This window comes from Mycobacterium sp. E342, assembly GCF_001667665.1.
Taxonomy (GTDB): domain Bacteria; phylum Actinomycetota; class Actinomycetes; order Mycobacteriales; family Mycobacteriaceae; genus Mycobacterium.
Genome location: NZ_LZJM01000248.1, coordinates 12,780 through 35,860 on the forward strand (window position 1 = coordinate 12,780; position 23,081 = coordinate 35,860).

Annotated in this window: 24 protein-coding genes, 3 tRNA genes and 1 pseudogene; 10 read left to right on the top strand and 18 right to left on the bottom strand. The window is 69.3% G+C overall.

What is annotated here, in order from left to right:
• Window positions 1-54 precede the first annotated feature (54 nt).
• From rplK to A5692_RS19375, 11 genes are all read right to left on the bottom strand, one after another.
• On the bottom strand, window positions 55-483 hold the full coding sequence (gene rplK, locus A5692_RS19325) for a 50S ribosomal protein L11 (protein WP_067951110.1): 429 nt from the start codon (window positions 481-483) through the stop codon (window positions 55-57).
• Between the two features lie 43 nt (window positions 484-526).
• A complete protein-coding gene (gene nusG, locus A5692_RS19330; protein WP_068058731.1) occupies window positions 527-1,303 on the bottom strand; it encodes a transcription termination/antitermination protein NusG in 777 nt (258 codons plus the stop codon).
• 26 nt (window positions 1,304-1,329) lie between these two features.
• Entirely contained in the window at window positions 1,330-1,776 is a 447-nt protein-coding gene (gene secE, locus A5692_RS19335; RefSeq protein ID WP_068058768.1) for a preprotein translocase subunit SecE, read from the bottom strand.
• A gap of 94 nt (window positions 1,777-1,870) precedes the next feature.
• Window positions 1,871-1,943: transfer RNA gene (locus tag A5692_RS19340), tRNA-Trp, on the bottom strand.
• A 149-nt stretch (window positions 1,944-2,092) separates the two neighbouring features.
• Window positions 2,093-2,593 carry a (3R)-hydroxyacyl-ACP dehydratase subunit HadC gene (gene hadC / locus A5692_RS19345; RefSeq protein WP_068058733.1) on the bottom strand — a complete coding sequence of 167 codons (501 nt, stop codon included), beginning with the start codon at window positions 2,591-2,593 and terminating at the stop codon, window positions 2,093-2,095.
• Window positions 2,594-2,596: 3 nt separating this feature from the next.
• Complete coding sequence (gene hadB / locus A5692_RS19350; protein WP_067211706.1) at window positions 2,597-3,025, bottom strand: (3R)-hydroxyacyl-ACP dehydratase subunit HadB; 429 nt, start codon at window positions 3,023-3,025, stop codon at window positions 2,597-2,599.
• Entirely contained in the window at window positions 3,012-3,491 is a 480-nt protein-coding gene (hadA, locus tag A5692_RS19355; RefSeq protein WP_068058735.1) for a (3R)-hydroxyacyl-ACP dehydratase subunit HadA, read from the bottom strand. Before hadA ends, hadB begins: the two co-directional genes overlap by 14 nt.
• Before the next feature lie 33 nt (window positions 3,492-3,524).
• A complete protein-coding gene (rpmG, locus tag A5692_RS19360) occupies window positions 3,525-3,692 on the bottom strand; it encodes a 50S ribosomal protein L33 (protein WP_007167776.1) in 168 nt (55 codons plus the stop codon).
• 46 nt (window positions 3,693-3,738) lie between these two features.
• A tRNA-Met gene (locus tag A5692_RS19365) sits at window positions 3,739-3,812 on the bottom strand.
• 52 nt (window positions 3,813-3,864) lie between these two features.
• A tRNA-Thr gene (locus A5692_RS19370) sits at window positions 3,865-3,937 on the bottom strand.
• Window positions 3,938-4,013: 76 nt separating this feature from the next.
• The gene (locus A5692_RS19375; protein ID WP_068058737.1) at window positions 4,014-4,223 is read right to left on the bottom strand and encodes a type II toxin-antitoxin system VapB family antitoxin; all 210 of its coding nucleotides are present in this window, start codon (window positions 4,221-4,223) and stop codon (window positions 4,014-4,016) included.
• A gap of 113 nt (window positions 4,224-4,336) precedes the next feature.
• Here A5692_RS19375 and A5692_RS19380 point away from each other — a divergent pair, with 113 nt between their 5' ends.
• The 4 genes from A5692_RS19380 (at window position 4,337) to A5692_RS29555 (ending at window position 6,868) form a co-directional block, all read left to right on the top strand.
• Window positions 4,337-5,050, top strand: a complete 714-nt coding sequence (locus A5692_RS19380) for an MBL fold metallo-hydrolase (protein WP_068058739.1) — start codon at window positions 4,337-4,339, stop codon at window positions 5,048-5,050.
• A 62-nt stretch (window positions 5,051-5,112) separates the two neighbouring features.
• Window positions 5,113-5,970: a hypothetical protein gene (locus A5692_RS19385; protein ID WP_068058741.1), complete on the top strand. Its 858-nt coding sequence runs from the start codon at window positions 5,113-5,115 to the stop codon at window positions 5,968-5,970.
• Complete coding sequence (locus tag A5692_RS19390; protein ID WP_068058743.1) at window positions 5,967-6,662, top strand: crotonase/enoyl-CoA hydratase family protein; 696 nt, start codon at window positions 5,967-5,969, stop codon at window positions 6,660-6,662. The genes A5692_RS19385 and A5692_RS19390 overlap by 4 nt, the downstream gene beginning before the upstream one ends.
• Before the next feature lie 47 nt (window positions 6,663-6,709).
• Complete coding sequence (locus A5692_RS29555; RefSeq protein WP_197514512.1) at window positions 6,710-6,868, top strand: hypothetical protein; 159 nt, start codon at window positions 6,710-6,712, stop codon at window positions 6,866-6,868.
• Between the two features lie 92 nt (window positions 6,869-6,960).
• Here A5692_RS29555 and A5692_RS19395 read toward each other — a convergent pair whose 3' ends face one another.
• The 4 genes from A5692_RS19395 to A5692_RS19410 form a co-directional block, all read right to left on the bottom strand.
• Window positions 6,961-7,968, bottom strand: a complete 1,008-nt coding sequence (locus A5692_RS19395) for a patatin-like phospholipase family protein (RefSeq protein ID WP_068058745.1) — start codon at window positions 7,966-7,968, stop codon at window positions 6,961-6,963.
• A gap of 1 nt (window position 7,969) precedes the next feature.
• The gene (cynS, locus tag A5692_RS19400) at window positions 7,970-8,437 is read right to left on the bottom strand and encodes a cyanase (protein WP_068058747.1); all 468 of its coding nucleotides are present in this window, start codon (window positions 8,435-8,437) and stop codon (window positions 7,970-7,972) included.
• 74 nt (window positions 8,438-8,511) lie between these two features.
• Complete coding sequence (locus A5692_RS19405) at window positions 8,512-9,261, bottom strand: class I SAM-dependent methyltransferase (protein ID WP_068058750.1); 750 nt, start codon at window positions 9,259-9,261, stop codon at window positions 8,512-8,514.
• Between the two features lie 25 nt (window positions 9,262-9,286).
• Window positions 9,287-9,802 (bottom strand): nitroreductase family protein, encoded by a 516-nt coding sequence (locus A5692_RS19410; RefSeq protein WP_068058752.1) that lies wholly within the window; start codon window positions 9,800-9,802, stop codon window positions 9,287-9,289.
• 176 nt (window positions 9,803-9,978) lie between these two features.
• On the opposite strand from A5692_RS19410, the gene A5692_RS19415 reads away from it, so the two are divergent.
• Window positions 9,979-10,845: a cyclopropane mycolic acid synthase family methyltransferase gene (locus A5692_RS19415; protein WP_068058754.1), complete on the top strand. Its 867-nt coding sequence runs from the start codon at window positions 9,979-9,981 to the stop codon at window positions 10,843-10,845.
• 7 nt (window positions 10,846-10,852) lie between these two features.
• Here A5692_RS19415 and A5692_RS19420 read toward each other — a convergent pair whose 3' ends face one another.
• A complete protein-coding gene (locus A5692_RS19420; protein ID WP_068058756.1) occupies window positions 10,853-11,296 on the bottom strand; it encodes an SRPBCC family protein in 444 nt (147 codons plus the stop codon).
• On the bottom strand, window positions 11,296-12,129 hold the full coding sequence (locus A5692_RS19425; protein WP_068058758.1) for a lysophospholipid acyltransferase family protein: 834 nt from the start codon (window positions 12,127-12,129) through the stop codon (window positions 11,296-11,298). Before A5692_RS19425 ends, A5692_RS19420 begins: the two co-directional genes overlap by 1 nt.
• Before the next feature lie 84 nt (window positions 12,130-12,213).
• On the opposite strand from A5692_RS19425, the gene recC reads away from it, so the two are divergent.
• Genes recC through A5692_RS19445 form a run of 4 tightly spaced genes read left to right on the top strand, consistent with a single transcriptional unit; the run spans window position 12,214 to window position 21,291 of the window.
• Entirely contained in the window at window positions 12,214-15,504 is a 3,291-nt protein-coding gene (recC, locus tag A5692_RS19430) for an exodeoxyribonuclease V subunit gamma (protein WP_068058760.1), read from the top strand.
• Window positions 15,504-18,785, top strand: coding sequence for a UvrD-helicase domain-containing protein (locus A5692_RS19435; RefSeq protein ID WP_068058762.1), 3,282 nt, complete (start codon window positions 15,504-15,506; stop codon window positions 18,783-18,785). The genes recC and A5692_RS19435 overlap by 1 nt, the downstream gene beginning before the upstream one ends.
• A complete protein-coding gene (gene recD / locus A5692_RS19440) occupies window positions 18,782-20,542 on the top strand; it encodes an exodeoxyribonuclease V subunit alpha (protein ID WP_068058764.1) in 1,761 nt (586 codons plus the stop codon). Before A5692_RS19435 ends, recD begins: the two co-directional genes overlap by 4 nt.
• 38 nt (window positions 20,543-20,580) lie before the next feature.
• Window positions 20,581-21,291: a TVP38/TMEM64 family protein gene (locus A5692_RS19445; protein WP_068058770.1), complete on the top strand. Its 711-nt coding sequence runs from the start codon at window positions 20,581-20,583 to the stop codon at window positions 21,289-21,291.
• On the opposite strand, the gene A5692_RS19450 is transcribed toward A5692_RS19445, so the two are convergent.
• Window positions 21,288-22,235 carry a class I SAM-dependent methyltransferase gene (locus A5692_RS19450; protein WP_068058766.1) on the bottom strand — a complete coding sequence of 316 codons (948 nt, stop codon included), beginning with the start codon at window positions 22,233-22,235 and terminating at the stop codon, window positions 21,288-21,290. The genes A5692_RS19445 and A5692_RS19450 overlap by 4 nt on opposite strands.
• A gap of 160 nt (window positions 22,236-22,395) precedes the next feature.
• On the opposite strand from A5692_RS19450, the pseudogene A5692_RS19455 reads away from it, so the two are divergent.
• Window positions 22,396-23,081 (top strand): annotated as a pseudogene (locus tag A5692_RS19455) (TIGR00374 family protein); the annotation flags it as partial.

The following is a 23,081-nucleotide window of genomic DNA, read 5'->3' on the forward strand; positions in this document are numbered from 1 at the left end:
GGTTAAGCAGCGGGCCGAAGCTGGCCCTCCCACGGGGGTCGAACTGTGACTCGCCTACTCGACGGTGATCCCCATCGACCGGGCGGTGCCGGCGATGATCTTGGCCGCCGCGTCGATGTCGTTGGCGTTGAGATCGGTCTTCTTGGTCTCGGCGATCTCACGAACCTGGTCCCAGGTCACCTTGGCGACCTTGGTCTTGTGCGGCTCGGCCGAACCCTTGCCCACACCGGCGGCCTTGAGCAGCAGCTTGGCGGCGGGCGGCGTCTTGAGGGCGAAGGTGAAGCTGCGGTCCTCGTAGACCGTGATCTCCACCGGGATGACCTGGCCGCGCTGGCTCTCCGTGGCCGCGTTGTAGGCCTTGCAGAACTCCATGATGTTGACGCCGTGCTGGCCGAGCGCGGGTCCGACCGGCGGCGCAGGGTTGGCCTGCCCCGCCACGATCTGCAGCTTGATCAGCCCAACGACTTTCTTCTTCGGGGCCATGAGATGTTGGTGTTCCTTCCTGAACTGGGCGGGACCGCCCGAGCTAAATCTTCGAAACTTGGCTGAACGTCAACTCCACCGGCGTCTCGCGGCCGAAGATCGACACCAGCACCTTGAGCTTCTGCTGTTCACCGTTGACCTCGCTGATGGTCGCCGGCAACGTGGCGAACGGCCCGTCCATGACGGTCACCGATTCGCCGACCTCGTAGTCGACCTCGACGGCCGGACGCTCCAGCCCGCCGGCCTCGGCGGTGGCGGCGGTGGTGGCCGCGCCCTTGGCGGCCTTCTTGATGGCGCCCCGCGGCAACAGGAACTTGACCACGTCGTCGAGCGTCAGCGCCGACGGTCGCGACGTCGCGCCGACGAACCCGGTGACGCCCGGCGTGTTGCGCACCGCGGCCCACGAGTCGTCGGTCAGATCCATCCGCACCAGGATGTAGCCGGGCAGCACCTTGCGATTGACCTGCTTGCGCTGGCCGTTCTTGATCTCGGTGACCTCTTCGGTGGGCACCTCGACCTGGAAGATGTAGTCGCCGACGTCCAGGTTCTGCACGCGGGTCTCGAGGTTGGCTTTGACCTTGTTCTCGTACCCCGCGTAGGAGTGGATGACGTACCAGTCGCCGGGCTTGCTGCGCAGCTCCGCCTTGAGCGCGGCCGCCGGGTCGACCTCCTCGGCCGGCTCCTCGGGAGCCTCGGCCGCTGAGCTTTCCGGGGCTTCGGGGGCCGCTTCTGGGGCAGCTTCTAAGGCCTCGGCGCCCTCGGCGCGCTCTTCTACGTCGACCGCTTCACCCGCGGACGTGTCACCGTCGAAGGTAGTCACGGTTTTCAGTCCTCTCTATCTCTCGCTCAGCCGAACACCAGCAGCACAAGCTTGGTGAGGCCGAAATCCGCGAGGCCGACAAGCGCCACCATGAAGGCCAGGAACGCCAGCACCACCGATGTGTAGGTGAGCATCTGCTTGCGGTTCGGCCAGATAACCTTCCGCATCTCCGCAACCACCTGCTTGAGGTAGTTGTAGACGAAAGCGAACGGGTTGGCCGACCGGTCCCCGGGCTTCTTCGGCTTTTTGGCCTTCTTGGCCTTGGCGCCCTTGTCCTCCTTGGCAGCCTCGACCTCGTCCGCCGACTCTACGTCGGCGTCCTCGCCGACCTCGGCCACTCGCTGGCGGGATCGTTTACCGGTGGGGCGCTGCGGCCGCGTCACCACAGCGGTCCGGCCGCCATTCGCGCGGTCGTCCTCCCTGTCAGCGACGTCGCTCGTGGCGTCGTTGGCAGCATCGCCTTCGTCGCTCACCGCATGCTCCTTAGTTTTGCTAGTGTCCCGCGGGCCGTCCCAGTCGTGGTGGGCCATTCTTCCAGTGTCCACCATGGCACGGCTTCGTGTTCAGCAGGGGCGACAGGACTTGAACCTGCAACCTGCGGTTTTGGAGACCGCTGCTCTGCCAGTTGAGCTACGCCCCTTCGCGGTTGGCAGGCCAACCTGCGCTTACCTACCGGGGCTTACATGACACGCGCGCTCCCCGTTCTTTCGACTCACGGAAAGCGCGCTGATGCTGGGAAAACCCCGACGTCCGAGTGTACTCGATTCCCCTCAAACCCAGGAAATCCGACTACGCGGTCCTGACGACCTGGCCGGACTCCGGATCCCATCGCAGGTTCGCCGACTGGTCGGCGTACTGGCTCATCAGCGTGGTGTACGCCTCGAGAACCAGCTCACCGTCCTCGTTGGTGCAGATGTTCTTGGTGACGACGATGTCGGCGCCGAACCGTTCGTCGACCGACAGGATGTCCATCCGCGCCCAGAGCTTGTCGCCGGCCTTGATCGGCCTGGTGAACACGAACCGCTGGTCGACCTGGACGATCACCAGCGTCTCCATGCCGATGTCCACGTGCCGGAAGAAATCCAGCTGCACCAGCTTGGCGAAGATGGTCGCGAAGGTCAGCGGGGCGAGGATCGCCTCGTGGCCGAGTTCGGCGGCCGCGTCCTCGTCGTAGTGGGCCGGGTGGCGGTCCTTGACGGCGAGCGCGAACTGGCGGAGTTGCTCACGCCCCACGACGAAGTAGTCGGGGTAGCGCCAGATCATTCCCCTGATGTCTGTTTTGAGCGCCATGGCCTAGGCGAGGGTTGCGGACGCGATCGCCCTGCCGAAGATCTTCTTGCCGCCGGTGGTGGCCGTCAACGCGATGGTGACCGACTTGGTCTCCGGGTCGACCGACTTCACCCGGCCGTTGAAGACGAGCTCGGCGCCCTTGCCGTCGTTGGGCACCGGCACCACCGCGGTGAACCGCACGTTGTACTCGGTGACCGCGCCGGGGTCACCGATCCACGCCGTGACATACCCGCCGCCGATGCCCATGGTCAGCATGCCGTGCGCGATCGCGGTGTCCAGCCCAACGACCTTGGCCATCTCGTCGTCCCAGTGGATCGGGTTCAGGTCGCCCGAGACGCCCGCGTAGTTCACCAGATCCTGACGGGTCAGCGGGTAGGTCCGCTCGGGGAGCTGGTCGCCCACCTTCACCGAGCTGAACTCACGCAGTGGCATCAGAAAATCCCTCTTCTCCATCATCACCGGCACGACCCGCCAGGGTCGTATAGGTCTCCTGCACGACGTCACCGGCCTCGTTGGTGATGACGTTCTTGGTCACGATGATCTGGGTGCCGTGCGACGCCCGCACCGAGTCCACGTAGACGTCGCAGTACAGCCTGTCGCCGGCCACGATCGGCGCCTTGAATTTCAGCACCTGGTCGACCTGAACGATCTGCGCGTCCTTGACGGCGACATTCGCGTATTCGAAGAACGCCGTCTGCGCCTTGTAGCCGAACACGCAGATGAACGTCAGCGGCGCGAGCAGGCCGCCGTAGCCGAGTTCCGCCGCGGCCTTCTCCTCGAGGAACGCGGCGTCGTCGTTCTGCACGGCGACGGCGTGCTCACGGATCTTCTCCCGCTCCACGACGTAATGGTCGGGATAGCGGTAGTGCATCCCGACGATGCTCTCGGATAACGGCACGGCTGGAATCTACCTAGTCGATCTCGGACGCGGCTAGCGCGTCTCTCGGTGCGCCTGGTGCTTGCCGCAGTTCGGGCAGAACTTCTTCAGCTCCATGCGGTCCGGGTCGTTCCGGCGGTTCTTCTTGGTGATGTAGTTACGGTGCTTGCACACCTCGCAGGCCAAGGTGATCTTCGGCCGCACGTCGGTACTGGAAGCCATGACGGTTCTCTCTCAAATCTCTCAAAGTGTGCATTGTGTTGTGTTGTAGCGATGGCCGGACTCGAACCGGCGACCTAACGATTATGAGTCGTTCGCTCTAACCGACTGAGCTACATCGCCTCTGCCCGCCCCAATCCGGGTCGGGGCCGCCACGCCTGCTCGGCGTCCGCCGAGCCCCCTAACGGAATCGAACCGTTGACCTTTTCCTTACCATGGAAACGCTCTACCGACTGAGCTAAGGGGGCCGTTCACCCGAATCGGCAGTGCCGCGGGCCTAAAAGAGGGTACAACCTGGCTCGCAACCGGACCAAACCACGGGTCTTAAGGGGCGGTGTCGCCGCCCCGGTGGGGTTGCCAGGCGCGGAGGTCGCTGAACTCGTCGTACTCCTCGGCGGGCGTGTCGGCCTCGGCTTCGGTGAGCAGGGTGCGCAAGGCGAGATTGACGGCCTCGCGGGCATCGGCCAGATGGAAGCGGCGTACCGCCTCGTCAATCAGATCGACGTCGATCTCGATCTCGACCTTCCTGATCATGCGCCAACAATACCCACTGGGTAGGACGCCAATCGTTGCTCGCAAGGCGGTTCGTGCGGCGAAGTCCGCGGCGGCGCTGCGGGCCCCGGACGGGCAGGTCCTAGGCTGATCACGTGCCAAACGACCGGCTGTACTTTCGCCAACTGCTCTCCGGTCGCGACTTCGCCGCCGGCGACATGTTCGCGACCCAGATGCGCAATTTCGCCTACCTGATCGGCGACCGCCAGACGGGTGACTGCGTGGTGGTCGACCCCGCGTACGCCGCGGGCGATCTGCTCGACACGCTCGAGGCGGACGGCATGCACCTGTCCGGGGTGCTGGTCACCCACCACCATCCCGACCATGTGGGCGGATCGATGATGGGCTTCTCGCTGCAGGGCCTGGCCGAGCTGCTGGAGCGGGCGGCCGTACCGGTACACGTCAATACTCATGAGGCGCAATGGGTTTCGCGGGTCACCGGCATCGGCCTCGGCGACCTGACCACCCACGAGAACCACGACAAGGTCAGCATCGGCGACATCGAGATCGAGTTGCTGCACACTCCCGGCCACACGCCGGGCAGCCAATGCTTCCTGCTCGACGGCCGACTGGTGGCCGGTGACACGTTGTTTTTGGAGGGCTGCGGGCGGACCGACTTTCCCGGCGGCGACTCCGACGAGATGTACCGCAGCCTGCGGCAGCTCGCGACCCTGCCCGGTGACCCGATCGTTTTCCCCGGGCACTGGTATTCGGCGGAGCCGAGCGCGTCGCTGTCGGAGGTCAAACGCTCCAACTACGTGTATCGGGCCGCCGACCTCGGCCAGTGGCGCATGCTGATGGGCGGCTGAGGCGTTCGCTCGACCACGACGAATCGGCAACCGGCCTGTGATATAAGCGGAGGGTGGATTCCATGGGGTGGATCCAGGACAGCTGGAACGGAATCACGCACACTGGGTCCAGCACCTGGATCGCGTGGGCGGCGTGGGCGGCGATCGCGCTCGCCGTCGCGACCCTGATCTTCACCAACCGCCAGATCACCCGCAATCGCCGGCTGGTCGCCGAACAGACCCGGCCGCAGGTCGCGATGTTCATGGAACCGCATCCCGCCGACTGGCACGTGATCGAACTGGTGGTCAGGAACTTCGGCCAGACCGCGGCGTACGACATCACGTTCTCGTTCATGAATCCGCCGACGGTGGCCGAATACGAGAACGCCACCGACGGCTACGCCGACGTCGCCGAACTGCGCCTGCCCCACGGGTTGCCGGTGCTGGCTCCCGGCCAGGAATGGCGCATGGTGTGGGACTCGGCGCTCGACCGCGCCGAGATCGGCAGCGGCATCGAGTCCCGCTTCACCGGCACCATCCGCTACTACGATCGGCCCGAGCACGCGCACGGACGCCGGTTCTGGGAGCGCGAACGCGTGCCGCTTCAGACCCAGGTGGTGCTGGACTGGGACTCGTTGCCGCCGGTGCAGCGCATCGAGTTGATGACCACCCATGACCTGGCGAAGCGGGAGAAGCAGAAGCTGGAGCTGCTGCGCGGGCTGCTGACCTACTTCCACTACGCGAGCAAGGAAACCCGCCCCGAGGTGTTCCGCAGCGAGATCGAGCGGATCAACGCCGCCGTGCGGGAGACGCAGGACAGGTGGCGCACCCGCCGGCTCGACGAGCCCACCGACGTCAGCCTGCGCTGGGGTGAGACCGAGGACGAACTGGGCAAACACCACAGCGCGCCCGCGGGGCGGCAAGGGGCCAGCAACCAATGAGCGGCCCGGTCCACTACACCCTCAAGGATTCCGTCGCCGTCATCAGGATGGACGACGGCAAGGTCAACGCCCTTGGCCCGACAATGCAGCAGGCCCTGGGCGAGGCGATCGACCGGGCCGACGCCGACAACGCCGGGGCGTTGGTGATCACCGGCAACGAGCGGGTGTTCAGCGGCGGGTTCGACCTGAAGATCCTCACCTCCGGCCAGGCGCAGCCGGCGATCGACATGCTGCGGGGCGGCTTCGAGCTGGCGTACCGGCTGTTGTCCCATCCCAAGCCGGTCGTGATGGCCTGCACCGGCCATGCCATCGCCATGGGGGCGTTCCTGCTGTCGTCCGGCGACCACCGGGTGGCCGCACACGCCTACAACATTCAGGCCAACGAGGTGGCGATCGGCATGGTCATCCCCTACGCGGCCCTGGAGATCATGAAGCTGCGCCTGACGCAGTCGGCCTACCAGCAGGCCGCCGGGCTGGCCAAGACGTTCTTCGGCGAGACGGCGTTGGCCGCCGGCTTCGTCGACGAGATCGTGCTGCCGGAGATGGTGGTCAGCCGCGCCGAGGAGGCCGCGCGCGAATTCGCCGGTCTGCACCAACACGCCCACGCCGCAACGAAATTGCGCGCCCGGGCCGACGCCCTGAAGGCCATCCGGGCCGGGATCGACGGCATCGAGGCCGAGTTCGGGCTGTAGCCGGCCCGGCCCGCGCTGGCCAGACGTTTTGGACACCGGCGGCCGGGGTGTCGCTGGACTGGGAGCTGCTGGCCCAGGGCGCGCAGGCCGCCAAGGATGCCGAATTGCTGGGCCTGGCGTCGTGCTGCCATCCCGAGACGTTGCGCCAGATGCGCTGGGCCAACGCGATGCTCGAAGAGCTGTCACCGCAGGTATTGATGAGCTGAACGGCGAACGCGGTGACCGCTGCCCGCCGCCACCGCGTTCCCTTCGCCTCCTCGCGGCCAGTGTGACACGTGCGGGACATGCCGTCACTTCACTACCTGACGATGCGGCGGAACCGGTCCAGATACGCCGGCCAATCCCACGTGGACAAGAAATCCTGCGCCGCCGCATATCCCCTGTCGCAGAGCTGTTCGAGGCGGCCCCGGGAGATGCCGAAGTCGAGCACGCTCACGTCCGTGGAGGCGACTCCGATGGTGCGGCACTTGACCCACGGCAGGCTCAGCTGGGCCTGGTCGTGGCCGACCATCATGGTCGTGAAGAGGCTTTGCAGCAGGGCGGACTGCTTGAGGAAGCGCAGCGGGCGCAGGGCGGGGAACACCTGGTCTATACCCTCGGCGAGCTTGGGCATCACCGTGACGCCGAACGTGGGCCAGCGCGGCGGTTTGCCGTCGGTGCGGTCCAGCGAGTCGATCGGGAAATTCGACAGGACGCCTCCGTCGACCAGGCAGGAGCTGAGCCCCATGGTGTTGGTCAGCGCGACCGGCGGGTAGAAGAACGGGATCGCCATCGAGGCACGGACCGCGTCGGCTACGGGCTGCTCGTCGGGATCGAGCCCGTAGAGACGACGATAGTCCCAGGGCAGTCGCACCAACTGCGCCGCGGTGACGTCGGCGACGGTGACCGCGACCCGATAGCGCCGTTCCGGTGGGAGGTCGTCGTCGTCGATGGCCAGATCACCGAACGTGACCACGCCCAGGTTCTTCAGCTCGCTACGGATCCAGTCGTGGGCGAAATCGCCGCGGTACATGGCCGTGTCGCGCACCAGCCCCCACGCGGAGCCGACGACGGGCAGAGGCCCCGCGTCGCGCCATTTGCGCAACGGCACCGACAGCGCGAGCTCCCTCACCTCACCACTGGTCAGTTGATCGCCCTTGGACGCGGCCGCCGAGATCACCGCGACCACCGAGCCCGCCGAAACCCCCGACACCCGATAGGCCGAGTAGCCGGCATCCATGAGCCCGGCGACCGCGCCGACCAGGCCGATGAACTTCACGCCCCCGCCAGAGAGGACCAGGTCTACCGGCTTGTTCTCGGCCGCCATGTCACTCGTCCGCCGAAACCCATTGGTAGGGAAGGAATTTGCCATCCAGGGTCACCACGACCCGATCGCCCGAGGGGTGCGGTTTCTTCTGTAGGTCGACACTGAAGTTGATCGCGCTCATGATGCCGTCGCCGAACTGTTCGTGGATCAGCTCCTTGATGGCGCCGCCGTAGACCTGCAGGGCCTCATAGAAGCGATAGATGGTGGGATCGGTCGGCACGGCGGTGGGCAGCCCGCCGCGCATGGGCGGCGCCGCGAGCACGGGCACCACCGATTCGTCCAGGCCCAGCCTCTCGACGAGGATCCGTGCCGGCTCGGCGGGAATGGGGTGCTGGCCGAGCAGCGCGGCGGTGGTCCACAGCACCGGCCTGTCGATGGCGTCGGCCAGCTGCTGCCACGTCAGGCCAAGCCTCAGTCGAGCCAGGACGATCTGCTCGGTGATCTCGTGTCTGTTCATGACCCCAAGCATGCACGTGCGGGGTCGGCCGCGCCGTGCCGGAATCACTCGGGGAGCGACTCATGCCTGACAGAATCCGGCGGCGCTCAGGCCGGCTTCGTGGCGGTGACCAACCGGGTGGCGAACCACGGACCGCCGTAGCACATCCGCCATCCGAGGTTGCGGCGCCGCACGTTTCGCCAACCCAGTTCCCGTAGGTGCGCGGCATGCCGACGGGTTTCCCAGAGGTCCGCGATAGCGAGCCGGCCGCCCGGCCGCAACACCCGAACCGCCTCATCGAGAGCTTTGCGCCGGCCCCCGCGGGTTGGGATGTTGTGGATGGCCAGGTTGCTGACGATCACGTCCACGCTGTCGTCGGCGAAGGGCAGGGCGGTCATGTCGGCGGTGTGCACCTCGATGCGATCGGCGACGTTCTCCAAAGCCGCGTTGGCCAACGTGGCCTCCGGGGAGTTGTCGGTCTGGTCGGCGTGCCACAGGTCGACACCGATCGCACGGCCCCGCGGCAATCGCTTGGCCGCGGCCAGCAGGACCGCACCCCGCCCGCAACCGAGGTCGAGCACCGTTTCGTCGCCCGCGAACCGCAAATCGTCGAGCACCCGGTCCCACACCACGAACTTGCCGACCTTGGTCGCGTACGCGTAAAGGGCGGCGCTCGAAGCGATTCCGACCGCAGCGGTGGCCGTCAACGCGGCCTTCAGCCGCTTGCCGCGGACCCAGCTCAGCGCGGCCCACCCGGCCAGCGCGGCGGTCTGGGCGGCGACGCCTATCGCCTGCCCACGCGCGGAGACGGTGTCAAACGAGCCGTCGACTCCGTAGTCGCCCCGGTGGTCATGCACGGTGACGAGCTTAAGGCCGCCCGCCTCACCACCGACCGTGGTGGACGACCTCGGCGAAGGGGCGCCGATTCGGCGTGCGGATCGGGGTGAGCGGACGGTCGGCGGGATGACCGACGCCCAGCAGGAACGCGACCAGCCGGTCCTCGGGAACGCCGAGGATGGCGCGCGCCTTCTGCTGGTCCCCCACCGACGAATGGCCGGTCCCGATTCCCAGGTCGGTGGCCGCGATCATCATCGCCATCGTGGCCTGCCCGACGTCGTAGTTGTCGGTGACCAGCCTGCGCTCGTCGGGCGGCACGGGCACCACGATCGCGATCGCCGCGGCCGCGGCGGCGATGTGCCCGGCGCCCTGCCAGACGGTCGACAGCTCCTGCAGCTGCGCCCGGTCGGTGACGATCACGAAATCCCACGGCTGCCGGTTCTTCGCCGACGGCGCGCGCCACCCGGCCTCGGCGATGCGGTTCAGGTCGTCGTCGGAAACCCGGTCCGGCTTGTACTGCCGGACGTTGCGCCGGGCGCGGATCGCGTCCCAAGCCTCCATGTGCCCTCCTCGTTCTCTAGCCGACCCCCTGTCAACGGGGGTAACGTCGTCCGAATTCCCCGCATACGCGCGCAGAAGTTTGATTCCGGCCATTACGGGAAGCCACGGTGAACCAGCTGTGCCGCCCACTCGTGATCCAGCTGAATGGCCCCGGATGAGGAAGGCGCGTAGCCGGCATGACAGAGAACCTGACGCCGCATTTCGAGGACGTCCAGGCCCACTACGACCTGTCCGACGAGTTCTTCCGGCTGTTCCTCGACCCCACCATGACCTACAGCTGCGCGTACTTCGACCGCATGCGCGACATCCCGCTCGAAGAGGCGCAGCTCCGCAAGATGGACCTGGCGCTCGGAAAGCTGGGCCTGCGGCCCGGAATGACGCTGTTGGACGTCGGCTGCGGCTGGGGCGGCACGATGCGCCGCGCGCTCGAGAAGTACGACGTGGACGTCATCGGGCTGACGCTGTCCGAGCACCAGGCCGCGCACGTGCAGAAGATGTTCGACGCGATGACCACCCCGCACAGCAGGCGGGTGTTGCTGCAGGGCTGGGAGCAGTTCGACGAGCCCGTCGACCGGATCGTCTCGATCGGCGCGTTCGAGCACTTCGGCTACGACCGCTACGACGATTTCTTCCAGAAGGCCTACCGCGTCCTGCCCGACGACGGGGTGATGCTGCTGCACACCATCACCATGCTGACCCCGGAACAGATCGTCGGGCGCGGCCTGCCGATGACCGAGGAGCAGACCAGCTTCAACGAATTCATCGCCCGCGAGATCTTCCCGGGCGGCCAGTTGCCGCCCATCGAGATGGTGGAGTTCCACGCGTCGAAGATGGGGTTCAACCTGGCCCGCAGGCAGTCGCTGCAGCTGCACTACGCCCGCACGCTCGATCTGTGGGCCGCGGCGCTCGAGGCGCACCACAGCGAAGCCGTCGCGATCCAGTCCGAAGCGGTCTACCAGCGATACATGAGGTACCTGACCGGTTGCGCCCAGGCGTTCCGGGACGGCTACATCGACGTCAACCAGTTCACGCTGGCTAAATAGGCGCGGCTCACCGGCCGGTCGGCTCGACAAGGCGGCGAAGGTTTTTCAGGCTCTCGTCGAGTGAGCGGCCGACCCAGAAGGCCGCCACCCGGTCCGCGATCAGGCCCAGCAGGCCGCCCTCCGAGTTGTAGGCGAGCCGGAAGGTCACGCGGGTTCGGCCCGGGCCAGCGTCGCGCAGGCGGAACCGGCCGCGCTGTGTCACACCGGTGATGTTGATCCACGCCAGGTCCCGCGCCGCGTCGAACTCCACCACCTCGGCGACGCCGCCCACGGGGATCGAGCCGATCTTCCACAGCACCGTGTAGCGGGCCCCGACCCGGGCCGGGCCCTCGGTCAGCGTCTCCCAGCGCTCCAGGTGCGGGAGGAACGACGGGTAGCGATCCGGGTCGCTGAGCACCTTCCACACGGTGTCACGGTCCGCGTCGACGACGACCCGGCGTTCGACGCGCATCAGCCGATCACCGGGAATCGGCGCTGCGCGGCAAGCCGATCCACGCCGGCCTGCAGGCTGGCGATCACCTCGTCGTACACCGCCTGGTCGTCGTCGCCCACCGTGATCGGCTCCTGCACCTCGATGACGATCTTGGCGGGCAGCGGGATGTGCCCCAGCAGGTCGCCGACGTTCACCCCCCACGGCAGGGCCAGCGAGATGGGCACGCTCTTGAGCCGAACCACCTTGTCGAGCAGCAACAGTTTGGCCAGCCACTGCGCGCGCCCCAGGAAGAACGCGGTCTCCTGGCCGCCGACGCTGGCCACCGGAACGATCGGTACGCCGGTCTCGCGCGCGAGCCGCACGAAGCCTTTGCGGCCACCGAAGTCGACGACGTGCCGCTGCCAGGACGGGCGGAAGACCTCGTAGTCGCCGCCGGGGTACACCAGCACCGCGGCGCCGGATTCCAAAGCGAGGCGGGCGTTTTCGGGGCTGGCGGCCACGGTGCCGAACTTGCGCAGCCAGCGCAGCGGCGGATAGAGGGTGACCAGGTTGTGCGCGAGCTGATAGAACGGGCGCTCCACACCGAAGTACGAGCAGAACGCCAGGGTGAAGACGAAGGTGTCGGGCGGGACGTTGCCGCCGCTGTGGTTGCCGACCAGCAGCACCGGCCCGTGCGGTGGGATGCGGTCGAGTCTTCGTACGTCGGCCCGGAAATAGAGCGAGGCCACCAGCCAGGTGGCGGGCAGCTGGTCCCGGATGAAGTCGGGGTCGCGCTGATCCAGGTCCGCCTTGGGCACCCGGTCGGCGATCTGCCTGCTCGCCCACCCGATGGCATCCGCGACTGTCGCCATGGTGTCAGCCTGGCACAGCGGGGCCCGCCGGTGGAGGGACTTTCGTCGCCCGATGTCGGTGCGGGGGTCTATCGTTGCACCGCAATGGCGTTTCATCTCCACCGTGCCGAACGCACCGATGTCCTTGCCGACGCCCTCGGGGCCCTGCTGGCCAATCCGCAAACCGATCCGTTCGCCGAGGAGCTGGTGCTGGTTCCCGCGCGGGGCGTGGAGCGCTGGCTCAGTCAACGGCTGTCACACGTGCTCGGCCGGTCCCGGGCCGGGCCGGGCGGCGACGGGGTGTGCGCGGCGGTGGCGTTTCGCAGTCCCGGGTCGCTGATCGCCGAGATTACCGGCGCCGCCGACGACGATCCCTGGTCGCCGGACGCTATCACCTGGCCGCTGCTGGAGGTGATCGACTGCTCCCTGGATGAGCCGTGGTGCCGAACGCTGGCAACGCATTTGGGGCACTTCGACACGGGGCCCGAGGCGGAACTGCGCCGCGCCAGGAGGTATTCGGTGGCGCGCCGGCTGGCCGGGTTGTTCGCCTCCTACGCAAGCCAGCGTCCGCGGTTGCTGGCTGACTGGCTGAACGGCGACCCGGGCGACCTCGACACCGACCTGGCCTGGCAGCCGGAACTGTGGCGGGCGGTGGCGGCGATCATCCCGGCCGATCCGCCGCACGTCCGCCATCGGGACACGATCGCCCGGCTCCGGGCAGGTCCAACCGACCTGCCCGCGCGGTTGTCGCTGTTCGGCCACACCCGGTTGTCGCTCACCGATGTGGAACTCCTCGAGGCGGTGTCGGCCCATCACGACCTGCACCTGTGGCTGCCGCACCCCAGCGACCAGCTGTGGCGGGGGTTGAGCGGCGTTCATGGCGTGGTCCGGCGACGCGACGACGACAGCCGGCGCGCGGCCCACCACCCGCTGCTGGAAACCCTCGGCCGCGACCTCCGCGAGCTGCAACGCGCGCTGCCCACCGGCCCGGCGACTGATGAGTTCGTCTGCGGTGCACCGGGATCCGATACGCTACTGGGCTGGCTGCAGTCCGATATCGCCGCCAACGCGGTCCGGCGGACGGGCCGCACACCGTCGCCCGCCGACCGCTCGGTGCAGGTGCACAGCTGCCACGGCGCGGGGCGGCAGGTCGGCGTGCTGCGCGAGGTGCTGCTCGGGTTGCTCGAGGACGACCCGACGCTGGAGCCCCGCGACATCGTCGTCATGTGCCCCGACATCGAGACATACGCCCCGTTGATCGTCGCCGGCTTCGGGCTGGGGGACCTGCCCGGAGAAGGCCACCCCGCGCACCGGCTGCGGGTGCGCCTGGCCGACCGGTCCCCCACCCAGACCAATCCGCTCCTCGCGGTGGCGGCGCAGCTGCTGGGCATCGCGGGGGGCCGCGCCACCGCCACCGAGGTGCTCAACCTGGCGCAGGCCCCGCCGGTACGCGCTCGTTTCGGGTTCACCGACGACGACCTCGACTCGATGACGGCGTGGGTGCGGGAATCGGGCATCCGGTGGGGCTTCGACAAGGAACAGCGGGCGCCCTACGGCCTGGACCACATCCTGCACAACACCTGGCGTTTCGGGCTCGACCGCATCCTCACCGGCGTCGCGATGTCCGACGACTCGCAGGCCTGGCTGAACACCGCGCTACCGCTCGACGACGTGGGCAGCAACAAGGTCGAATTGGCCGGCAGACTGGCCGAATACGTCGCCCGACTGCAGGGTGTGGTCGATTCGTTGACCGGAACCGGGCCGCTGACCGAGTGGATCGACGCGCTCACCGGCGGGGTCGCCGCACTCACCCGGGTGGGTGCCGGCGACGCGTGGCAGCCCGGGCAGCTGCACCAAGAGTTCGCAAAGGTCTTGGAACAGGCCGGCTCCCGCGAGTCGACCATGATGCGCCTGCCCGACGTGCGCGCGCTGTTGGCCGGTCGCCTGGCCGGACGGCCGACTCGCGCGAACTTCCGCACCGGCACGTTGACCGTTTGCACCATGGTGCCCATGCGTTCCGTTCCCCATCGCGTGGTGTGCCTGGTCGGCCTCGACGACGGTGTCTTCCCCCGCTTCGACCGGCCCGACGGCGACGACGCGCTGGCCCGGATGCCGATGACCGGCGAACGCGACATCCGTTCGGAGGACAGGCAGTTGCTGTTGGACGCCGTGTGCGCGGCCACCGAGACGCTGGTGATCACCTACACCGGCAACGACGAGCACACCGGCCATCCGCGCCCGCCGGCCGTGCCGCTGTCCGAGCTGCTCGACGCGCTGGACCAGACGACAACCCAACGCGTGCGCGACCGGGTGATGGTGCATCATCCGTTGCAGCCGTTCGACATTCGCAACGTCACTCCGGGCGAGCTCGTCCCGGGTCAGCCGTTCACCTTCGACCCCACCGCGCTGGTGGCCGCCGAGGCCGCCGCCGGCGACCGGCATGCCGGCCGCCCGTTCTTCGCCGACCCGCTTCCCGAGCCCCCGCGCGACGACGTCGCCCTGGCCGATTTGCTCGCCTTCTTCCGGGACCCGGTGAAGGGTTTCTTCCGTGCGCTGGACTACGCGCTGCCCTGGGAAGTCGAGGACCTCGACGACGAGATGCCGGTCCAGATCGACAATTTGGCGGAGTGGGCCGTCGGCGATCGCATGCTGCGCGACATGCTGCGCGGCATGCACCCGGACACCGCCGCCAACGCCGAGTGGCGGCGGGGCACCCTGCCGCCCGGCCGCCTCGGGATGCGCAAAGCCGTCGAGATCCGCGACCAGGCCGCCGACCTGGCGCGCGCGGCGTTGCGGCACCGCCAGGTCGACGCCGACGCCTACGACGTCGACGTCGACCTCGGCGGCGCCCGCCGGCTCACCGGCACCGTGACACCCGTCTTCGGCGCGCGCACGGTGTCGGTCACGTACTCCAGGCTGGGTGGCAAGCACCTGATGGAGTCGTGGATTCCACTGCTGGCCTTGAGCACCGCCATGCCGGACCGCGGCTGGGCGGCCCTGTGCATCGGCCGTGCCCGCACCGATCACCGCATCGAACAGCGGCTGCTGGGACCGCCGGCGGATCCCGGTGCGACGCTCCGCGACCTGGTGCGCCTCTACGACGCGGGCCGCCGGGAGCCGCTGCCGCTGCCGGTTCGGACATCGTTCGCCTGGGCCGACGCCCGCCACGGCGGCAGGGACCCCGTGCGGGCGGCCGGCTGGCGGTGGCAGTCGCAGAACAACTTTCACGGCGAGAACGCCGAGCCGGCGCACGAAAAGGTCTGGGGCAAACGGGCGCCGCTCAGCGTCTTGCTCGGCGCGCCCCATCTCGGCGAGGAGGTCGACGGGGAGACTTCCCGTCTTGGCGCGTTGGCGGTGCGGTTGTGGTTGCCGCTGCTGCGCTCGGAGGTGCGTTGATGGAACGATTCGACCTGCTCGGCCCGCTGCCCGGGCCCGGGTGCACGACCGTCCTCGAGGCCAGCGCCGGCACCGGAAAAACGTTCGCGCTGGCCGGGCTGGTCACCCGCTACCTCGCCGACGGCGTGGCCACCCTCGACGAGATGCTGCTGATCACGTTCAGTCGCGCCGCCAGCCGCGAACTGCGCGAGCGCGTCCGCGCACAAATCTCGCAAACCGTTGCCGCGCTGTGCGATCCGGCGGCCGATACCCCGAACGAGCTGGTGGCCCACCTGATGCGCGGCACCGCCGGCGACCGCGCCCGGCGCTGCGGCAGGCTCAGGGACGCGCTGGCGGGATTCGACGCCGCCACCATCGCCACCACCCACGAGTTCTGCAGCATGGTGCTGAAATCCCTTGGCGTCGCCGGCGACACCGACGCCAGCGTGACGCTGGTGGAGAGCCTCGAGGATCTCCTCACCCAGATCGTCGACGACCTCTACCTCGCGCGGTTCGCATCGGAGCGCGACGACGCGGCGCTCAGCCACATCGACGCGCTGGCCCTGGCCCGCGCGGTGGTCCGCGACCCGTGCGCCGAGCCGCGCCCGCAACGGCCGGACGCGGGTTCGGTTGCGGCGGTGCGGCTTCGGTTCGCCAACGATGTGCTCGCCGAGCTGGAGCTGCGCAAGCACCGGCTCGGCATCCTGGGCTACGACGACCTGCTGCGCAGGCTCGCCACCGCGCTGCGCGCGCCGGATTCCGACGCCGCCAACCGGATGCGGGCCCGGTGGCCGATCGTCATGGTCGACGAGTTCCAGGACACCGATCCCATTCAATGGGAGGTCATCGGGCGCGCGTTCGGCGGCCACTCCACCGTGGTGCTCATCGGCGATCCCAAGCAGGCCATCTACGGCTTCCGCGGCGGCGACATCTACACCTACCTCGAGGCCGCCCGCACCGCCGGCGAGCGGCGCACGCTGGACGTCAACTGGCGCAGCGACACCGCGTTGGTCGAGCGCCTGCAGACCGTGCTGCGCGGTGCGGCACTGGGCGATCCGGGCATCGTCGTGGGCAAGGTGGAAACCCGCCTCGCCGGGCACCGGCTGGCCGGCGCGCCGCGCAATGCGCCGTTTCGGCTGCGCCTGGTCAACCGCTCCCCGTTCGGCGTCGACCAGGCGAAAACCATTCCCATGTCCGAGCTTCGCCGCTACATCACCGCCGATCTGGCCGCCGACATCGGGGCCCTGCGCGCGGGCGGCGCCACGTTCGGCGGTGCCCCGGTCGAGCCGGGCCATGTGGCGGTGATAGTGGAGACCGGTGAGGACGCCCGGGCGTGCCAGAGCGCGCTGATCCAGGCCGGGATCCCCGCCGTCTACACCGGCGACGCCGACGTGTTCCTGTCCCAGGCCGCCGAAGACTGGCTGTGCCTGCTCAACGCGTTCGACCAGACCCACCGCAGCGGGATGGTGCGCGCCGCCGCGGCGACGGTGTTCTTCGGCAAGGCGGCCGACGCGCTGGCCGCCGGGGGCGACAGGCTCACCGACGAGGTGGCCGCCACCTTGCGGGACTGGTCGTCCCAGCTGCGCGAGCGCGGACCGGCGGCGGTGTTCGAGGCGGCGCAGCTGGCGGGGATGGGCCGGCGCGTGCTCGCGGAACAGGGCGGCGAGCGCACCATGACCGACCTCGCTCACATCGCCCAGCTGCTGCACGACGTTTCGCACCGCGAGCGGTTGGCCCTGCCCGCGCTGCGCGATTGGCTGCGCCGGCAATGCGGCGAGCGAGACGGTGCGCCGGAACGCAATCGCCGGATCGACAGCGACTCCGCCGCGGTACAGGTCATGACGGTGTGGGGGGCCAAGGGCCTGCAGTTCCCGATCGTGTACCTGCCGTTCGCGTTCAACCGGCACGTCTTCATCGAGGACATCCCGATGTTTCACGACGACGCCGGTGTCCGCTGCCTGCACATCGGCGGCCCCGAGAGCCCGGACCTCGCCGAGACCGAGCGGTTCAGCCGGGCCGAGGCGGCGCGCAACGACATCCGGCTGACCTATGTCGCGTTGACCCGGGCGCAGTCTCAGGTGGTGGCGTGGTGGGCGCCGTCCTGGGACGAACCCAACGGCGGTCTGTCACGGTTGATGCGGGGCCGGGGTCTCGGCGAGGCCGACGTGCCGGACCGCTGCGATCCGAAGACGATCTCCGACGAGGAAGCGCGGGCCCGCTTCGATGCCTGGGAGGCCGCGGGCGGCCCGGTGATCGAGGAGGCCGCCGTCGCCGGCGTGCCCGCGCTTGCCGGGGCGGCGCCGCCGAACACATTGGCCGTGCGGCACTTTCATCGCGTCATCGACACCGGCTGGCGGCGCACGTCGTACTCGGCGTTGATCCGCGATGTCGATGAGCCCGCGCTTGCCAGTGAACCGGAGACCGGCGCCCGCGACGACGAGGTGGAGGTGACCCCGGCGGCGGTCCCGCCGGCCGCCGGGGCGGACGTGCCGTCCCCGATGGCCGATCTGCCGGCGGGTGCGACGTTCGGGTCGTTGGTGCACGCGGTGCTGGAGAGCGCCGACCCGCTCGCCGGCGACTTGACGGCCGAGCTGGAAGCGCGGATCCGAACGCATTCGGCCTGGTGGCCCGTCGACGTCGATCCCGCCGTGTTGGCGTCGGCGCTGGTGCCGATGCACGACACGGCGCTGGGGCCGTTGGCTCCCGGCGTCACCTTGCGGCAGGTCGCCCTCCCGGACCGGCTGCGCGAGTTGGCCTTCGAGATCCCGCTGGCCGGCGGGGACGTCCGCGGTGCGGTGACCGACATCGCGCTCTCCGACGTCGGCGAGCTGCTGGGCCGATACCTTTCCCCCGACGATCCCCTGGCCGGTTACGCCGACCGGTTGAGGTCGGACGGGCTGGGCCGCCAGCCGCTGCGGGGTTACCTCTCCGGTTCGATCGACGCCGTGCTGCGCCTGCCCGGGCAGCGCTACCTCGTAGTGGACTACAAGACCAACCTGCTGGGTGGCACCGCGGCCGACTACGGTTTCCCCGCGCTGACCGAGGCGATGTTGCACTCCGACTATCCGCTGCAGGCGCTGCTGTATCTGGTTGTGCTCCATCGTTTCCTGCGGTGGCGCCAGTCCGGTTACGATCCCGGGCGGCACCTGGGCGGGGTGCTGTACCTGTTCGTGCGCGGCATGTGCGGCGCCGCCACACCAGCGCCGGACGGCCGGCCCTGCGGCGTGTTCAGCTGGTCGCCTCCGGCCGAGCTGGCGGTCGCGCTGTCCGATCTGCTCGACGAGGGGCCACGCGCCGTATGAGCACCGTCGAGGAAATCCCCCAGGACCGATACGACCACCGATTGGCGCTCGCCGCCGCTGGACTGCTCGGCGAATTCAACCGGGCCGGCGTGCTGGACACCGCGGATGTGCATGCGGCGCAGCGGATCACCGCGCTCGCCGGCGAGCCGGACGAATCGGTCGCGTTGGCGCTCGCGCTGGTGGTTCGCGCGCTGCAGGGCGGGGCGGTGTGCGTGGACCTGGCGAGCGTCGCCGCCGACGCCGACGCGCCGGAATTGCCGTGGCCGGAGCCGGGGGCGTGGCTGGCGTCGGTGCGTTCGAGCCGCCTGATCGCCGACCCCCCGGTGCTTCGGCTCTACCAGGATCGCCTGCTCTACCTCGACCGGTATTGGCGCGAAGAGACCCAGGTCTGCCTCGACCTGCTGGCGCTGTCGGCGCCCAAGGCCCCCGTCGAAGCACGCATCCTCGACCGCCTCTTCCCGGCCGGCTACGAGGAACAGCGGGCGGCGGCCCAGATCGTGCTGTCCCAAGCGGTTACGGTGCTCACCGGCGGCCCGGGGACCGGGAAGACGACGACCGTCGCCCGCCTTCTCGCGCTGTTGACCGAACAGGCGGACCGGTCGGGCGAGGCGGGGCTGCGGATCGCGATGGCCGCGCCCACCGGCAAGGCCGCCGCGCGGCTGACCGAAGCGGTGGCGGCAGAGGTCGCCAGGCTCGAACCCGCCGACCGCGAGCGCCTCGCCGGGCTGGAGGCGGTGACAGTGCACCGCCTGCTCGGTAGCCGGCCCGACACGTCGGTACGGTTTCGACACCATCGGGCCAACCGGTTGCCACACGACGTGATCGTCGTCGACGAGACGTCGATGGTGTCGCTGACGATGATGGCGAGGCTGCTCGAGGCGGTGCGCGGCGACGCGCGGCTGATCCTGGTCGGCGACCCCGACCAACTGGCCTCGGTGGAGGCCGGAGCGGTGCTGGCGGACCTGGTCGACGGCCTGTCCGCCCGCGACGACAGTCGCGTCGCCGCCCTGCTTTCGTCGCACCGGTTCGGCGAGTCGATCGGTGCGCTCGCCGACGCCATCCGCGGCGGAGACGCCGACCGGGTGATCGCGGTATTGCGGGCCGGCGGCGATCACATCGACTGGCTGGAGGACGAGGATCCGACGGATCGCCTGCGGGCGATCCTGGTGCCCCACGCGCTTCGCGTGCGGGAGGCCGCCGTGTTGGGTGCCGACGCGGCGGCTTTGCAGGCGCTCGACGGGCACCGGCTGCTGTGCGCGCACCGGCACGGACGGTCCGGGGTGGAGCACTGGAACCGCCAGGTCCATCGATGGCTCACCGAGGACAGCGGCCTGCCGGCGTGGTCGCAGTGGTACGCGGGCCGGCCGCTGCTGGTGACCGCCAACGACTACGGGCTGCGGGTGTACAACGGCGACACCGGCGTGGTCGTCGCCCGCCAGGCGGGGCTGCGGGCGGTGATCTCCGGCGCCGCCGGGCGGCTGGAGTTCGCGACCAGCCGGCTTTCCGACGTCGAGACGATGTACGCGATGACCATCCACAAGAGCCAAGGCAGCCAAGCCGACGAGGTCACCGTGCTGCTCCCGCCGGAAGACTCTCACCTGCTGACGCGTGAGCTGTTCTACACCGCGGTGACGCGCGCCAAAACCAAGGTGCGCGTGGCCGGTTCGGAGAGCGCGGTACGCGCCGCCATCGGTCGGCGCGCGGTGCGCGCGAGCGGCCTGCGACAGCGACTCAGGTCCGGTGCGGGCCTCGACTGACGCCGCGGCCATGCCGGTGCGGAAGAATCGTGGTCGAGATGACTGACGACGACGCACCACCGGCATCCCGCCGGCCGCACATCCTGCGGCTCGCGGTGTTCGCCGCGTTCCTGCTCGCCATGTTCTTCCTGGTGGCCGTGGCGCACGTCGTCAACGTCGAGGACGTGCGGCGCACCGTCTCGGCGACCGGTTCCGCGGCCCCCGTCACCTACGTCGTGTTGTCGGCCGCGCTGGGCGCGGTGTTCGTGCCGGGCTCGATCCTGGCCGCGGGCAGCGGGTTGTTGTTCGGCCCGGTGCTGGGCATCGTTGTGACGCTGGGCGCGACGGTCGGCACGGCGATCGTGGCCAGCCTCATCGGCCGTCGGGCCGGGCGGAACAGCGCGCGGGCGCTGTTGGGGCCGACGCGCGCGGACCGTATCGACGCGTTGATCGAGCGCCGCGGACTCTGGGCCGTTGTCGGCCAGCGGTTCGTCCCGGGCCTATCGGACGCGCTGGCGTCCTACGCGTTCGGTGCGTTCGGAGTCCCGTTGTGGCAGATGGCCGTCGGCTCCTTCATCGGTTCGGTGCCGCGAGCGTTCGCCTACACCGCGCTGGGGGCGTCGATCGCGAATCGGTCATCCTGGCTGGCCTATTCGGCGATCGCGGTGTGGTGCATGACCGCCGTCGTCGGCGCGGTCGCCGCGCGGCACGGCTACCGGAGGTGGCGCAGGCACGGGCGTCGCGCGGCTTCGGAAGCGGAGGGCCGTTAGTTCGCCGGCCGTTGCGCGGCCACGAACAGGTTTCCCGGCACCAAGTCCTCGACCTCTTTGGGCGCCGCGCGGTCGTAACCGGCCATCAGCTCCGCGGAGGGGGTGACCGTCACATCCCAGCCGTGCCGACGAAACCAGTCGCCGACGTCCTCACGCTCCTCGAAGTACCACAGTTCGTCGGTCCTCGGCACCTCCCGGTCGGGGGCCACGCGCGCCATCAGCGCGCGGACCCGGTCCATGCGCTCACGGCGCTTCGCCCGCAGCTCCGGGTCGAGGAACCGCGGCCCCAGCGCCTCCACGGCGACCCGGCTGCCGGGCGCGGTGAGCTGGTGCACGCGGTCGAAGAGCAACTCCTGGGCGGCGGCCGGCAGATACGGCATCAGCCCCTCCGCCGACCACACGCTGGGCTTCGATGGGTCGAAACCGGCCTGCCGCAATGCCGCCGGCCAATCGTGGCGCAGGTCCACGGGGACGGCGACGCGGTGGCATGACGGCCGTGCCCCGTGTTCGGTCAGCGTCGACAACTTGAAGTCCAGCACCCGCGGCTGGTCCAGCTCGTAGACGCATCCGCCGTCCGGCCAGGGCAACCGCCACGCCCGCGCGTCCAGGCCCGCCGCCAAGATCACCGCCTGGCGGATCCCCGCGTCCGTCGCGGCGCGGAAGAAGTCGTCGAAAAAGGCTGTCCGCGAGGCCATGTAGCCGACCATCGCCCGCATCTGCAGCGGCAACTCGGGTTCGGCCTCGACGAGTTCGGCCGGCAGCTGCGGCGCCGAGTGCCAGTTCCACACGCCGTCGCCGGCGGCGTCGAGGAAGACCTGCGCGAACGGATCGCGGATCAACGGATTCTCGCTGCGCGTCTCGGCGGCACGGGCGGAGGCCACACCCAGTGCGGTCGCCCCGACGCTCTCGGTGATCTCCCAGCTGTCGTTGTCGGTTCTGCCCACGCTCACACCCTCCGATTCGCTAGCTCGCCTACCTAACCGACCCTACGCGCACGCCGGGCGGGTGCGAGCTGTCGCGCACCGGGCGTCGGCGTTAAGTTGTCGGCGAGCCGGCGAGCGGATCGAGCAGCGGCGCCGAACGGATCCGAAGGATCATTACCACATGCGAGTCGACGGGCGCGAGGTGAGCGTTTCCGGCAGCTTGCTGCAGCCACTGACCCGGCGCACCAACGACATCCTGCGGCTGGCCGCGAGCGTCACCTTCCTCGCGGTGGTGATCACGAGTTCGCTGATCACCCGGCCGCAGTGGGAAGCGCTGGAGAAGTCGATCTCGCAGATCGTCGGGGTGCTCTCCCCCCGCCAGGCCGATCTGGTGTACCTCGCCTACGGCGTGGCGATCCTGGCGCTGCCGTTCATGATCCTGATCGGCCTGATCGTCGGCCGGCAATGGAAACTGCTGGGCGCCTACGCGGCCGCCGCCCTACTCGCGGCGCTGCCGCTCTCGGTGGGCGGCAACGGGTTTTCGGCTCCCCGCTGGCACTTCGACCTCTCCGAACGCCTGCCGACCGTGTTGGGCCAGTTCCTCGACGACCCGCGCTGGATCGGCATGCTGGCCGCGGTGCTGACCGTCTCCGGCCCGTGGCTGCCCGCGCGCTGGCGGCATTGGTGGTGGGCGCTGCTGCTGGCCTTCGTGCCGATCCACCTCGTGGTCAGTGCCATCGTGCCCGCCCGCGCGCTGTTGGGCCTGGCGGTCGGCTGGCTGGTCGGCTCGCTGGTGGTTCTCGTCGTCGGCACCCCGGCGCTGGAGGTGCCCCTGGAGTCGGCCGTGCGCGCGATGGCCCGGCGCGG

Coding starts and splice junctions, on each gene's coding strand:
- recC (WP_068058760.1), top strand. CDS start 12,214: ATGGCGTTTCATCTCCACCGTGCCGAACGCACCGATGTCCTTGCCGAC.
- A5692_RS19445 (WP_068058770.1), top strand. CDS start 20,581: ATGACTGACGACGACGCACCACCGGCATCCCGCCGGCCGCACATCCTG.
- hadB (WP_067211706.1), bottom strand. CDS start 3,025: ATGCCACTGCGTGAGTTCAGCTCGGTGAAGGTGGGCGACCAGCTCCCC.
- A5692_RS19385 (WP_068058741.1), top strand. CDS start 5,113: ATGGGGTGGATCCAGGACAGCTGGAACGGAATCACGCACACTGGGTCC.
- A5692_RS19425 (WP_068058758.1), bottom strand. CDS start 12,129: ATGGCGACAGTCGCGGATGCCATCGGGTGGGCGAGCAGGCAGATCGCC.
- recD (WP_068058764.1), top strand. CDS start 18,782: ATGAGCACCGTCGAGGAAATCCCCCAGGACCGATACGACCACCGATTG.
- cynS (WP_068058747.1), bottom strand. CDS start 8,437: ATGCTTGGGGTCATGAACAGACACGAGATCACCGAGCAGATCGTCCTG.
- A5692_RS19420 (WP_068058756.1), bottom strand. CDS start 11,296: ATGCGCGTCGAACGCCGGGTCGTCGTCGACGCGGACCGTGACACCGTG.
- A5692_RS19395 (WP_068058745.1), bottom strand. CDS start 7,968: ATGGCGGCCGAGAACAAGCCGGTAGACCTGGTCCTCTCTGGCGGGGGC.
- A5692_RS19375 (WP_068058737.1), bottom strand. CDS start 4,223: ATGATCAGGAAGGTCGAGATCGAGATCGACGTCGATCTGATTGACGAG.
- A5692_RS19435 (WP_068058762.1), top strand. CDS start 15,504: ATGGAACGATTCGACCTGCTCGGCCCGCTGCCCGGGCCCGGGTGCACG.
- hadC (WP_068058733.1), bottom strand. CDS start 2,593: ATGGCGCTCAAAACAGACATCAGGGGAATGATCTGGCGCTACCCCGAC.
- A5692_RS19390 (WP_068058743.1), top strand. CDS start 5,967: ATGAGCGGCCCGGTCCACTACACCCTCAAGGATTCCGTCGCCGTCATC.
- rplK (WP_067951110.1), bottom strand. CDS start 483: ATGGCCCCGAAGAAGAAAGTCGTTGGGCTGATCAAGCTGCAGATCGTG.
- rpmG (WP_007167776.1), bottom strand. CDS start 3,692: ATGGCTTCCAGTACCGACGTGCGGCCGAAGATCACCTTGGCCTGCGAG.
- A5692_RS19415 (WP_068058754.1), top strand. CDS start 9,979: ATGACAGAGAACCTGACGCCGCATTTCGAGGACGTCCAGGCCCACTAC.
- A5692_RS19410 (WP_068058752.1), bottom strand. CDS start 9,802: ATGGAGGCTTGGGACGCGATCCGCGCCCGGCGCAACGTCCGGCAGTAC.